Genomic DNA, 12,257 nt, shown 5'->3' with positions numbered 1-12,257 from the left:
TTAGTAGGTCGAAATACCAATTGCGGGTGCCGGAGGGCATTCTAACCAGCATGAACGAGCCTAAAACCAATGTGATGCCGGCAAAAAAATACTCTCACAGCCTCCATGCCCACCCTACGCTGTTCGGTGCCGGAGCTGGATCGGTCCGACGGTTCGATAAAGCGATAGCGCGTCATCCAACAAATCAACAACAGTCTATCACTCTTTCTTGTCTTTCTCGGTCTCGGAGTCTTCTTCATCCTCATCCAACAGCGAGGCAAAGGGATCTTCATCCTCATCCAGCGACAGGTCTTCCAGGTCGGACAGGCTGTCGTCGATGTTGCTGATGTCGAAGAGGTCGTCGTCCGGGTCGTTCTCGTCGCCGGTGGAGTCGAGTTCGCCCCAGTCTTCCTGGTCGAGCAGGCTGGTATCGAGACTGTCTTCCATATCCGCGCGGGGGGCTTCGGTGTTGTCCGGCGGCGGTGGGGCCTCCTCGTCGACGACTTCATCGACCAGAGGCGCTTCCCTGGATTCTTCGCCGGATCCCCAGTCCCCGCCGTCGTCACTGTCGGCGGTTACACCGGCGGCGAGATCGAGGTCTTCGATGTCCTGCAATTCCTCTTCCTCGAGCGCCTGGCCTTTAGCGTCGGTACCGGATTCGGTAGTTTCGCCGGATTCCGGGGTCTTGCCACGTTTTTCGAGCAGGCGATAGCCAACGAAGAAGCCGATCAGGATGATCAGACCCGGCAGGCTGTACAACAGGTAGGTGACCCAGTCGGGGCTGTCGTCTTCGACGGCCGGGGTTTCCTGCCAATCCTGCTCGGGGGCCGGTTCGCTGGGCTCGGCCGCGGTGATCTGGGCGGTGATTTCCTCGAACTCGGGCATCGGCTCCTTGACATAAGGCTCGCTCATCTCGGCCTGCTGTTCCTCTTCGGAAGTGGTCTCCGGTTCCTCCGGCATGGGCGCGGCATCGAGGTCCATGATGCGGGCCTGGCCGGCGCGAATGGGCAGGCTGAGCGTGACCGGGGCGACGCCGAGGTTGGTGAGCGGACGGTCGTTAATGGTCAGCCGCCCTTCGGCGGTCAATCGATAATCGCCGTCGGGTTGGTCGGCGGCGAGGTTGGTGTAGAAATAACCGGACGGGTGTCGCTGAAATGCCCGGGTTTGGCTGCCATCCGGACCACTGATGTCGGCTTCGAGCGAGTTGCCTTCGACGTTCAGGTTCCGGTGCGACGGGTACAGCCGCCATTGATAGCCCTGGCCGTCGACCAGCACTTCCGAGCTGAGCGCGGGGCGGTTTTGTATGGTGCGGCGAACCAGTCGCTGGAAGGTGCCGGCGTCGACACGGACTTCGAGGTCGAGCGGACCTTCGTCATACCGGTTCGGTACCTGGGCTCTCAGGGTGTCGCCCTGCCAGCGAATGAGCGGAACAGTCTGTCCCTGGATGCTGAGGCTGGGGTCCATGATGCCGGTGAGCGCCGCGTCGACTGGCTGACCGTCCTGGTCGACGGCCCGCAGTTCGATGAGCAGCGGCTGAGCGCGGACGACCACGGCCCCCTCCGGCTGCTGCCAGCGCAGGTTCAGGTCGGAGACGACCGTAATGCGCGAGCCCGATTCGACCGCCCCTTCGATCTCCCAGCGGCCCTCTTCCGGTGCATTGACGGTGACCAGGGTGTAGCCGTCGCCGACGCGCCATTGCTGACGATCCGGGTTCAGCGCGTCGGTGGTCTGCCCGCTCGGACTGCGCAGACCGATCTGGCCACTGTCGTGCAACACCAGGGCGGAGACTTCGGAGACCTGGCTGTCGACCTCGAAACCGGAATCACTCAGGGGCAATTCATTGCCGGGCCGGACCCGGCTGAGCACGCTGAGGATGAAATCGCGAATGTCGTTGGCCGATTCGACCCGCTCGAAGGTGCCGTCGGTGCGCAGCGACATCTGTTCGAGCAGACCGGCGTCGGCGGCGTCGGTCAGCGCCAGGGTGTGAATCCGGGCACCGGCCTGGGCGAATCGTGGAATAACGGTATTGAGGATGCGATCGCGTTCGATGCGGTTGACGCCTTCATTCGGCGCGATGTCGACACGGCCGTCGGTGATCAGGATAACGTCGGTGGGCGGCTCGTAAGTCGAATAGCCGAAATCGTAGGCGGCATCGTCCAGCGCCGCGCCCAGGTTGGTGCGCTGGGCGATGGGACGCAGATCCCGAAGTCGGCTGCGGGCGGTGGCGCGCCAGTCGGCGTCGACGGTATCGTGATCGACCAGGAGGTTCACAAACCGTCCGAAGGACCAGACACCGGCCCGGCTGCCCTCCGGCAGGGAATCGACCAGCAGGTTCAGCGCCGGGGTGCGCCGGTTTTGCGGGTCGGTTTCGACCATGCTGCCGGAGATATCGACCAGAATGCGGATATCGGTGGCCGCCGGCGGCGGAGTCTCGGCCCGCAGCGTCAGGGCCAATAGGCCGCCGAACACCAGCCAGAGCAGTTGGCGGTATGAAAATCCCGGGCGAGCAAGGGGTCGAGGCATGGAAGCTCCCGCGTCAATCGTCAGTCGTTACATCGGCCACAGTCGATGGGTCTTGAGTGTGGAGCAAATGTTGTGCCTTTAAGAGCTATAAGCCGTGCGCGACATGTAGACGATACCAAACTCTGTCGCGCACAGCGTGCGCTCCTACAAGGTCACCCCATCCGGGCCAGCATCTTGCGGCCGCTGTCGGTGATGTGCCAACGGATACCGTGTTTGCCCATGATGCGGCCGGCCAGGTTACGGGCGACCATGATTTCCAGCGTCTTGACCATGGTGGCTTCGTCGGTGTCGGTTTCCCGGCACAGACCGCCCAGAGAGCGGAATATGTAGCGTCCGTTGCCTAACGTTTTCAGGACATTACCGGTGGTGACGTCCAGCTCCTCGTCCGGAGTCAGCGGCTCGGGTTCGACCTCGCGCTCTTCCTCGGTCTCGGTCTCGATCAGCGGCCGTACTTCGTTTTGCACCAGATACAGCTCGTGCATCACCCGGTCGGCCTGCTGGCGGGCGGCACGGGCTTCGGCCAGGATGCGATCGGATACGCTGGTGACGACCAGACGACTGGCGATGGCGGCGATCAGGCAGAATCCGGTGAAGATCAGAAACCGGGTCGAATCCTCGCGGCTCTGGGCGACCAGATCACTGTTGACCAGCGCCAGTACCACCGGCACCAGAAAGGATGCGCCGATGCCCACGACGAGGCTGCGCGGCAGACTGGTGGTATCCGGATCGTACTGGGACTGCATGTAGTAGTTCACCAGACCGCCGAAAACGCCGGCCATCAGCATCACAGCGACCAGTACGAAAATATGATTGGCCATGCCTACTCCTCACTCTTTTTTTATAGTCAGTATCGAACGTTGGACGAGCCCGGACCCGTCCAGCGGCTTCGCCCGGTGTTAGCAAACGCGGTAGGTATAACAGAATGCCGGGATGAAATGAAACTCAGGCGGCCTCGCCGTTGTCCGGTTCGGCCCGGTATCGCTTCATATCCCGGATTTTAAGGGCAATACCGGCCAACACGATGACCAGGGTACCGACCACCAACGCCTGGATCATGGGTTTGAGAATGGCGAGCGACGCCTCCATGCCGACATCGAGAAAATCGAAGGCGGCGACGATAATGGCCGGAGCGAGATAGGGTTCCGGTTCGGAGCCCTGCCAGGGCGTGAGCACCACACACAGGTATAACCAGGTTAACCACCAGCGCAGCGGGCGCCAGGGCAGCAGACGCCCGACGCGCCATACCACCAGCAAAAAACCGACCACGCCCAGGCCGTAGGCGGCCGCCGCAGTCCAGTAGACGTCTTGGTAAATCATGTCACGGATTCCGGATCATTGATTATCGATGATGTATTCTTCCCAGTCTTCCTCGGGCACTTCGTTGTCCCGGACCAGGTCCCAGTGTTGGATCGACGCATCGACCGCGTGAATGCGGTTGGCATCCCGGGCTACCAGCGGGTGCCAGTCCGGCAGGTCCCGCCCCTCGGCGACGATCCGATAGGCGCATGTATCCGGCAGCCAGAAGAACTGGTCGACGTCTTCCGGTTTCAGCCAGACACAATTGGGCACCAGTTCGTGGCGGCGCTGATACTGCGAACAGCGACAGTCGTCCGTCATGTAGCGGCAGACAACGCGGGTGTAATAGACCTTGCCGCTGTCTTCGTCCTCGAGTTTTTGCAGGCAGCACTTGCCGCAACCGTCGCACAGGGACTCCCACTCACCGGCGGTCATCTCGGACAGGGATTTGGATTTCCAGAACGGTACCCGATCCGCCATCAAGCCTCCGCGTCCGGATCGGGTTTCGGTTCCCGGTACAAATCGAGCATGTAGTCGTCCTTCGAGGGCGGCATTTGCAGGTAGTAACCGCGCTCGATCAGTTGGTCCAGAAGCCGGCCGGTGTCCACCCGGGCCAGTTTCCGGTCGCGCTTCAGCAGCATGTCCATGACATGATGCGGCTGTCCGAAGTGTTCGAGCAAAACTTCGGGCACGTCTTTCAATCCGTTCACCTTGGGGACGTAGAGGTACATTTCAGACTTGCGGGGCGAGCGATAGATGCTCACCAGGGCGCGATCACTCGTCGGTTTCATCGCGCTGCTCCGTCAAGTAGGCCATCAATGGCTCAGCGACCAGGTCATGGCGCCAGCCGGTCATCATTTCCGGCATGCGGTAGTCGCCGGTGTAGCAACCACTGCGCACCAGCTGTTCGAGTTGCTTGCGCCGGGCCAATACCTCGGCCGGCACATCGACCCGGTCGGCGATCTGGGATACCCGGGATTTCACCCCCCGAAACAGTTCAGCCTGGTCGGCCGGTAGCGGACCGGGCAATCGTTCCGGCCATTCCTCGCGCGACGCCTGATCGGATTCCACGACAATGCGAGCGATAGCGTCACCGAACTGGCGAACCTTGCGCGGATGCAGCCCCTTCAGGCGTGCCACGGCCGCCTTGTTGTGCGGCATGGTCTGGGCGATCTGGATGACCTCGGCGTCGGACAGAACGCGCGCACGGTTCACGTTGCGCTCGCGGGCTTCGGTCTCGCGCCATTCGGCGAGGCGTTTCAGGCACAGCAGACGACCGCCTTTCAGTTTCCAGGCGCCGCGCAACTTGTGATAGTAGTGCTCGGGCTCTGGCGGCAAGCTGTCGCGCGCGATGCGATTGCTGTCTTCCAACACCCAGTCGAAACGATCCTGTTCACGCAGGCGCGGCGCCAGCGTTTGATACAACCGCTCCAACCAGTACACATCGGCCGCGGCATAGGCGCACTGCTCCGGTTCGAGCGGTCGTTTCAGCCAGTCACTGCGAGTGACGTCCTTCGGCAGATTGACACCGAACTCGGCCTCAACCAGACGGGCAAACCCCATCTGCACATCGTGTCCGAGCAGGGAGGCGGCGATCTGGGTGTCGAACACCGGAGCCACCCGGGCACCGGTACCGTTCAACAATACTTCGGCGTCTTCGGACAACGAATGGAAAATCTTGATGACACGCTCGTCCTCCAGCAGGGAGGCCAGTGGCTGCCAATCGGTGATCGCCAGCGGATCGATCAACCAGACGCGTTCCTCAAGTCCGATCTGAATCAGACCCAGTTGCGCGAAATAGGTCTCGGTGCGGACGAACTCCGTGTCCATGGCCAATTGTCCGGCCTGTCGCCATTGCTGGCAGGCTTCGGCCAGGGCCGTGTCGGAATCAATCCATTGGTGACCTTCAATCATGTTCAAAACTCACTTGCTTGCGATCGGTCAGAGCGTGGGACAGGGTGCCGCTGTCGACGCGGCCCAGCTCACCTCGTGAGACGCCCTGGGCGAGTCGCGACACTGCCGTGCCCAGGGGGCCGAGTTGTTCGATCAGGTAGTGGGCGGTCGCCTCCCCTTCCATGGTGGCATTCGTCGCCAGCACCACTTCCTGAATGCCGCCGTCACGGACGCGGTCGATCAATTGGGGAATGCCGAGTTCCTCGGGGCCGATGCCGTCGATCGGAGAGAGATGGCCCTGGAGGATGAAGTAATCGCCCCGGAATCCTCCGGACAGCTCGATGGCTTCGCGGTCCTGTGGGGTCTCGACCACACAGATCAGGCTGTGATCCCGGTCATCGTCGGAACACAACGTGCACAGTTCGCTCTCACTGAGCGCACGACAGCGTTCGCATTGGCGAACACCGTCCAATGCGGACCGCAGTGCCCGGGTCAGGCTTTCGGCCCCGGTACGGTCCCGTTCGAGCAACTGCAGCGCCATGCGCTCGGCCGAGCGGGATCCGACTCCGGGCAACACCTGCAGAGCCTCGATCAATTGTTCGGTCAGGGGTGTAAAACTCATGCGCGGTTCCGGTCCGCCTTAGAACGGCATTTTGAAACCGGGCGGCAGTTGCATGCCCGAGGTCACGGAAGACATTTTTTCCTGGCTGTAGTCTTCGACCTTGCGCACGGCATCGTTGACGGCCGCGGCCAGAAGGTCTTCCAGCAGTTCTTTGTCTTCCTGCATGACGGAATCGTCCAGCGACACCTGTTTGACGTCGTGGCGGCCGTTCATGACCACCTTGACCAAACCGGCGCCGGCTTCGCCGGTCACTTCGGCCTGGGCGACCTCTTCCTGCATGCGCTTCATGTCTTCTTGCATTTTCTGGGCTTGCTTCATCAAGCCGCCCATGCCACCACCTTTCATCATCGGTCAGGCTCCTGTCGGTAACGGGTTGTGAACGGGTTTAACGGTGTCCGTCTGCAGTTCGGCCGCGAAATCGGTCATCAGCGTTCGCACGAAGCTGTCCTCTTTCAACTCGGCCACGGCTTTTTCCCAGGCCGCGTGATTGAGCCGGTCCAGCCAAAGCTGGGGCGTCTGTTCCGCGGTACCGAATTCGGTGTCGATCGCGGTCAGGCCGGGCAACTCATGGACCAGGGCTTCCTGCAGTCGCTGCACCTGTGTCTCGTTCATAACATTGCGGTAGTTGGTGGAAATTAAAAGCGTCAGCCGCCCTTCCCGATAGTCCCGCCATTCGGAATGCGCGAACACCGTCTTGGTCATGCCGCTCAAGCCGAGCTTGTGCAGCGTCACCTGCCACCAGTGCTTGGGGTCGGCTTCGCGATCCAGCTCCGGCCACTGAGCCTGCGACGCCCGGGAAGCCTTGGCCGATTCATCGGTTGTTTCACTCGCGGCCGGCGCTTCGGACAAAGCTTGCGGCTGAGGTTCGGGGTGAGCGTTCGATGACGCCGCCGCTGGCTCCGAGGACGCCGTGGGTTCGGGGGCCACTGACTCGGCCGCCGGATCCGTTTCCGTCGACTCATCCCCCTCACCGGTCCCGGTCATCACGGGTTCTGGCCTGGATTGGGCGCTATCGACAGGCGGATCCACATCGAAGGGAGGCGTGTCGTCTTCGGATTGCGGCTCGGCGGACTCGGAACCGACCTCAGGCTCGGGAGACTCAGGCGCAACCATTTCGCTCGTCGCCTGCGGCTCTGGCGTTGCAGCGGCCTGGGGTTCAGGTACGGCAGCGGGCTCCGGCGGTGATTCGACCGGCTGTTCGCTCGTAGCGGCCACGGACTGAGCCGCGACGGCTTCATTAACAGGCGATGGGTCCGGCTGCGCCTCGGCAGTCGCCTGTGCCTGGGGCTCCGCTGGGGCCTCGGCCTCGGGGTCGCCAATAGATGGCGCCGGTTCGGTGCCGACGGGCTCGGTGGGGGTCGGTTCCGGTGGTGTGGTTTCGGCCACGGTTGCGTTTGCCCGGGAAGAGGCATCCGGGTTCGCAGCCGGCACCTCGGGCTCGGATTGGCTGACCAGCGGCGGCAGATCATCCAGCCGTTTCGGCGGTGTCGGGCTGAACGCCAGCATACGCAACAGGGTCATTTCGAACCCGGCACGTTCGCTGGGCGCCAGGGCCATGTCTTTACTGGCCGCGGTGCCCAACTGGTAAAAGAGGTGAATATCCTCGGCCTGGGACCCTTGTGCCAGGGCGCGAATGGCGGCCAGGTCACCCTTGCTGTTGTCCAGTGCCTGAGGGGCCGCCTGGGCGATGGCTACCCGGTGCAACGTCGACAGCAACTCGTTCAGCAGGGATCCGTAGTCGGGCGCGTGTTCGGCGATGTCGGCCACCTGGCGCATCAGGGCCGGGGCGTCTTTCTCGACCAGGCCGCGTACCAGGTTCAGAACCCGTTTGAGATCGACCGTGCCCAGCATCGAGGCGACCTCGGTCTCCCGCAATTGCCCTTCGCCAAAGGCGATGGCCTGGTCGGTCAGGCTGAGGGCGTCACGCATGCTGCCCTGGGCCGCTTCGGCCAGCAACCACAGCGACGGTTCCTCGAACGGGACCTGTTCTTCATTAAGAATGTGGTTCAGATAGCCGACGATGCTTTCCCGCGTCATGTTCTTCAAATTGAATTGCAGACAGCGGGACAGGACGGTAACCGGCAGTTTTTGCGGGTCCGTCGTCGCCAGCAGGAATTTTACGTGGGGCGGCGGCTCTTCCAGCGTTTTCAACAGGGCGTTGAAACTGCTCACCGAGAGCATGTGCACCTCGTCGATCAGGTACACCTTATAGCGGCCCCGGGTCGGCGCGTACTGGACGTTTTCGAGCAACTCCCGGGTATCCTCGACCCGGGTTCGTGACGCGGCATCAACCTCGATCAGGTCGACAAAACGCCCCTCGGCGATCTCCCGGCAGGCCGAACATTGGCCGCACGGCTTGGAACTCACGCCGACTTCGCAATTCAGACTCTTGGCCAGCAGCCGGGCGATGGTGGTCTTGCCCACACCCCGGGTGCCGGTGAACAGATAGGCATGGTGCAGACGCTGCTGATCCAGCGCGTTGACCAGCGCTTTCAACACATGGGCCTGGCCGACCATCTCGGTGAATGTCGAGGGCCGCCATTTGCGTGCCAATACCTGGTAGGACATGACGTCTCTGGTGTTAATGAATCGAGGCAATATCCTAACCGGGATAGCGGCTTGCTGCCACAAGATTAGAAAAATGCACGGTAAAACAAGGAGTTAGATAAAAACTCAGGGACTGGGCCGGAAAGGAGTCGGGTGGCGGCTCCACCAGCCACACCCCGGCACACGAGTCAGTCGCTACCGTTGCTCCCTTCCGGGCCTGGCGGGGTTTACGACGTATCGTTGCGGGGGGACCGGCAGAGCCACCCTAACCGAGCGCGGCATTATGCATGGGTGTGAAAAAATCGCAAGGGGTACCGATGTCCGAATTCGAGGCTTCTGACGAATCAGCTTTACCCCCGGGCCGGCATCCTGGGCTGATTGCGCCAGTGAACGGTCGATGACCAGTGATCCAATACAGGAATCTCCGACGTAAACTTCGACAGAAACCTGGCCTGATCTACTCTGTGGGACGGGTTCGGCACACAAGCACTCTTTCGGGGAGCACCGGAGCACACCGCACTATGGAAAAACTGAAAATCGCTGTCAGCAGCTGCCTGCTGGGTGAGGAAGTTCGCTTTAATGGCGGTCACAAACGTCACCGCTGGCTCACTCACACACTGGGCGAATACGCCGATTTCGTCCCCTACTGCCCGGAAGTGGCAATCGGCATGGGTATTCCGCGTAACCCGATCCGCCTGATCCAGACCGATTCGGGTACCCGGGCCGTGGACACCGACGACGCCACCCGGGACTACACCGATGCATTGCGGGACTATGCCGAATCCGTTCTGCCGGAACTGGACGATGTGGATGGCTACGTTCTGATGCAGGGTTCGCCGAGCTGCGGCATGGAACGGGTCAAGCTCTACAACCGCCACGGCATTCCTGAAAAAAACGCCAGCGGCATCTACGCCGAGGTCATCATGCAGCACCGCCCCTGGTTACCGGTGGAAGAAAGCGGGCGACTGACCGACGCCAACCTGGTGGAGAACTTCGTCCAGCGACTCTATGTCTACCGCGAATGGCGAACCACGAGGCCCTGGCAGTCGGCGAAAACCCTGATCGACTTCCACGCCCGCCAGAAATACCTGCTGATGATGCACGACTACGCCGCCTACAAGCGGCTGGGACAATTGCTGGCGGACCTGAAAGACAAGAGTCGGCTGGAAGCCATCGGGCATGACTATCTCGAAGGCTTGATGACCGCCTTGAAGCAAGTCCCCAAACGGGGCCACCGCGTGAACGTGTTGCAGCACGTCATGGGCTATTTCAAGCAGGAGCTGTCGGATAAGGAAAAAGCGTCGATTCGTCGATCCATCGAGCAGTATCAGGCGCGGGAAGTGCCGTTCATCGTCCCGGTGGCCATGCTCAAGCACTACGCCTACCTGCACGGCGATCGGTTCCCTTACCTGATGAACCAGACCTTCCTGAACCCCTACCCGGAAGCCCTGGGGCTGAGAAACCCGATCTGACCGGGCGCTGACCGGGGCCGACAGTGAACCGATCCTGTCGGCCTCTCGTACTTACTGCCACATTCCCCATGTCCAGGTTTAAGGCTAAGAATGACGCACCTCGTCTGGTTCCGTAACGATTGCCGGATTCTCGACCATGCCGCCCTGACGGAGGCCTGCAAGCGGGCTTCACGAAACGGTCGCCCGGTGAAAGCTGTGTTTCTGTGGACACCCGGGCAATGGGAGCGACACGACTATGGCCTCGCCCGCCAATACAGTTGGTCCCGGGCGCTCGATGAGCTCAATAGTCAGTTGGCCCGACTCGGCATCGAACTGAGCATCCTGCACGCGGACACCTGGCTGGAAGGCGTCGAAACCCTGGCTGCTTTCGCCCGCGAGAACTCGGTCACCGACGTCTATTTCCACCGCGAATTCGGCTGGGACGAGGTCCGACGGGATCAGACCTTACTGGAGTACACCTCCCGATCGGGCATCGGCCATCATGTGTTCGAAGACCGGGTCATTCAGACCCCGGAACACCTCCTGACCGGCCAGCAGGACGTCTACCGGGTCTTCACGCCTTTTAAAAAGCGCTGGCTGTCTCTGTACCAGGAAGCCGGCATGAAGGCCCCGCTCCCCGCCCCTCAACCGGTGGCCGACGCTATCATGCCGACCGCCACCGTTCCGGATGTGGACTGGGACGGCGATACCGACATGCCGTTGACCGAGCACAGTGCGCTTGAACAACTCGATCGCTTTGTGAACGCTATGCCCCGGTATCGCGACCAACGCGATCAACCCGGAACGGACGGCACCTCCCGGCTGTCGGCGGCGCTGGCCAACGGCGCCGTGAGTCTGCGGCAGTGCTTCCAGGCCGCATTCACCCATCCGCAAGCCTCCTCGGACGGGGTCCAGACGTGGGTTTCGGAATTGATCTGGCGGGAATTTTACCTCTACCTGCTGTACTGGCGCCCGGAACTGGCGAAACACCAGCCGTTCTACCCGCGCTGGGACGCCTTTCCGTGGTCCGGGGACCGCGACACCCTGAAACACTGGCAGCAAGGCAAAACCGGCGTGCCCATCGTGGATGCGGGTATGCGGCAATTGTCCGAGAGCGGCTGGATGCATAACCGGGTGCGCATGATCACGGCCATGTACCTGGTCAAATTACTGCAGATCGATTGGCGGGAGGGCGAGCGCTGGTTCGCCCGTCAATTGCTCGACATCGACTTCGCCAGCAACAACGGCGGCTGGCAATGGTGCGCATCGACCGGGGTCGATGCCGCGCCCTACTTCCGGATTTTCAACCCCTACACCCAATCGGAACGGTTCGACCCGAATGGCCACTATATTCGTCGCTGGCTGCCGGAATTATCCGGGCTCGACGTCCGGTCCATTCACAATCCGTCAGACGCGCAACGTCGTACTCTGGGATACACACCTACCCTGGTGGATTACAAAACCGCACGGGCCGACACGCTGGCCCGATTCAAGCAACTGTAAGTCGACTGAAGGATGCCAACGTGTCGATCATCAAACGCATTCAAACCACCTTTTCCGACCTGAACGCCGAGACGTTGGAGTCGGGCCTGCTGGGCGAGCTGTACGATCGCGACATTGTGTTTGTCGATCCGCTGCACCGCATCGAAGGGCTGCCCGCACTGCAACGGTATTTCGAGGGGTTGTACCGCAATGTCATCGATATCTCGTTTCGCTACCTGACGCACTGGGAAGGCGACGGCGAAGCCATGTTGCGCTGGGAGATGGAATTTCGACACCCGAAATTGCACCGGGGCAAACCCATTACCGTGCCGGGTGTCACCTATCTGAGGTTCGACGACAAAGTCACCTGGCATCAGGACTATTTCGACTCCAACCAAATGATTTTCGACCACCTACCCATCTTGGGTTCGGCCCTGGGCTGGCTCAAGGGACGATTGAATTGA

The 12,257-nt window shown here is 61.5% G+C and carries 12 protein-coding genes and 1 other RNA gene; 3 read left to right on the top strand and 10 right to left on the bottom strand.

The genetic code is table 11. The features are described 5' to 3' along the window. Window positions 1-198 precede the first annotated feature (198 nt). The 10 genes from IE111_RS15510 to ffs all read right to left on the bottom strand — a co-directional run bounded on the left by IE111_RS15510 (window position 199) and on the right by ffs (window position 9,117). Entirely contained in the window at window positions 199-2,502 is a 2,304-nt protein-coding gene (locus IE111_RS15510) for a vWA domain-containing protein (RefSeq protein ID WP_189610352.1), read from the bottom strand. 152 nt (window positions 2,503-2,654) lie between these two features. Continuing rightward, window positions 2,655-3,320 (bottom strand): YEATS-associated helix-containing protein, encoded by a 666-nt coding sequence (locus IE111_RS15505; RefSeq protein ID WP_189610350.1) that lies wholly within the window; start codon window positions 3,318-3,320, stop codon window positions 2,655-2,657. 124 nt (window positions 3,321-3,444) lie between these two features. Beyond that, entirely contained in the window at window positions 3,445-3,819 is a 375-nt protein-coding gene (locus IE111_RS15500) for a hypothetical protein (RefSeq protein WP_189610348.1), read from the bottom strand. Window positions 3,820-3,834: 15 nt separating this feature from the next. After that, on the bottom strand, window positions 3,835-4,278 hold the full coding sequence (locus tag IE111_RS15495; protein WP_189610346.1) for a YcgN family cysteine cluster protein: 444 nt from the start codon (window positions 4,276-4,278) through the stop codon (window positions 3,835-3,837). Further along, the gene (locus tag IE111_RS15490; protein ID WP_189610344.1) at window positions 4,278-4,589 is read right to left on the bottom strand and encodes a YcgL domain-containing protein; all 312 of its coding nucleotides are present in this window, start codon (window positions 4,587-4,589) and stop codon (window positions 4,278-4,280) included. Before IE111_RS15490 ends, IE111_RS15495 begins: the two co-directional genes overlap by 1 nt. Next, entirely contained in the window at window positions 4,573-5,712 is a 1,140-nt protein-coding gene (rnd, locus tag IE111_RS15485) for a ribonuclease D (protein WP_189610342.1), read from the bottom strand. Before rnd ends, IE111_RS15490 begins: the two co-directional genes overlap by 17 nt. Further along, window positions 5,705-6,313, bottom strand: coding sequence for a recombination mediator RecR (recR, locus tag IE111_RS15480; RefSeq protein WP_189610339.1), 609 nt, complete (start codon window positions 6,311-6,313; stop codon window positions 5,705-5,707). Before recR ends, rnd begins: the two co-directional genes overlap by 8 nt. Before the next feature lie 18 nt (window positions 6,314-6,331). Further along, window positions 6,332-6,658 (bottom strand): YbaB/EbfC family nucleoid-associated protein, encoded by a 327-nt coding sequence (locus tag IE111_RS15475; RefSeq protein WP_229805383.1) that lies wholly within the window; start codon window positions 6,656-6,658, stop codon window positions 6,332-6,334. A 6-nt stretch (window positions 6,659-6,664) separates the two neighbouring features. Further along, entirely contained in the window at window positions 6,665-8,881 is a 2,217-nt protein-coding gene (gene dnaX, locus IE111_RS15470) for a DNA polymerase III subunit gamma/tau (RefSeq protein ID WP_189610335.1), read from the bottom strand. A 139-nt stretch (window positions 8,882-9,020) separates the two neighbouring features. Beyond that, window positions 9,021-9,117: signal recognition particle sRNA small type (gene ffs, locus IE111_RS15465), an RNA gene on the bottom strand. A 264-nt stretch (window positions 9,118-9,381) separates the two neighbouring features. Here ffs and IE111_RS15460 point away from each other — a divergent pair. From IE111_RS15460 to IE111_RS15450, 3 genes are all read left to right on the top strand, one after another. Beyond that, on the top strand, window positions 9,382-10,332 hold the full coding sequence (locus IE111_RS15460; RefSeq protein ID WP_189610333.1) for a YbgA family protein: 951 nt from the start codon (window positions 9,382-9,384) through the stop codon (window positions 10,330-10,332). A gap of 90 nt (window positions 10,333-10,422) precedes the next feature. Next, a complete protein-coding gene (locus tag IE111_RS15455) occupies window positions 10,423-11,814 on the top strand; it encodes a cryptochrome/photolyase family protein (RefSeq protein WP_189610331.1) in 1,392 nt (463 codons plus the stop codon). A gap of 20 nt (window positions 11,815-11,834) precedes the next feature. Then, window positions 11,835-12,257: a nuclear transport factor 2 family protein gene (locus IE111_RS15450; protein ID WP_189610329.1), complete on the top strand. Its 423-nt coding sequence runs from the start codon at window positions 11,835-11,837 to the stop codon at window positions 12,255-12,257.

Source organism: Saccharospirillum salsuginis, assembly GCF_014651855.1.
Classification (GTDB): domain Bacteria; phylum Pseudomonadota; class Gammaproteobacteria; order Pseudomonadales; family Natronospirillaceae; genus Saccharospirillum; species Saccharospirillum salsuginis.
Note: the sequence above shows the minus strand (reverse complement) of the source record. Positions and strands in the feature narration are given on the sequence as shown.

Coding starts and splice junctions, on each gene's coding strand:
- IE111_RS15455 (WP_189610331.1), top strand. CDS start 10,423: ATGACGCACCTCGTCTGGTTCCGTAACGATTGCCGGATTCTCGACCAT.
- IE111_RS15460 (WP_189610333.1), top strand. CDS start 9,382: ATGGAAAAACTGAAAATCGCTGTCAGCAGCTGCCTGCTGGGTGAGGAA.
- dnaX (WP_189610335.1), bottom strand. CDS start 8,881: ATGTCCTACCAGGTATTGGCACGCAAATGGCGGCCCTCGACATTCACC.
- IE111_RS15505 (WP_189610350.1), bottom strand. CDS start 3,320: ATGGCCAATCATATTTTCGTACTGGTCGCTGTGATGCTGATGGCCGGC.
- recR (WP_189610339.1), bottom strand. CDS start 6,313: ATGAGTTTTACACCCCTGACCGAACAATTGATCGAGGCTCTGCAGGTG.
- IE111_RS15495 (WP_189610346.1), bottom strand. CDS start 4,278: ATGGCGGATCGGGTACCGTTCTGGAAATCCAAATCCCTGTCCGAGATG.
- IE111_RS15490 (WP_189610344.1), bottom strand. CDS start 4,589: ATGAAACCGACGAGTGATCGCGCCCTGGTGAGCATCTATCGCTCGCCC.
- IE111_RS15500 (WP_189610348.1), bottom strand. CDS start 3,819: ATGATTTACCAAGACGTCTACTGGACTGCGGCGGCCGCCTACGGCCTG.
- IE111_RS15475 (WP_229805383.1), bottom strand. CDS start 6,658: ATGAAAGGTGGTGGCATGGGCGGCTTGATGAAGCAAGCCCAGAAAATG.
- IE111_RS15510 (WP_189610352.1), bottom strand. CDS start 2,502: ATGCCTCGACCCCTTGCTCGCCCGGGATTTTCATACCGCCAACTGCTC.
- rnd (WP_189610342.1), bottom strand. CDS start 5,712: ATGATTGAAGGTCACCAATGGATTGATTCCGACACGGCCCTGGCCGAA.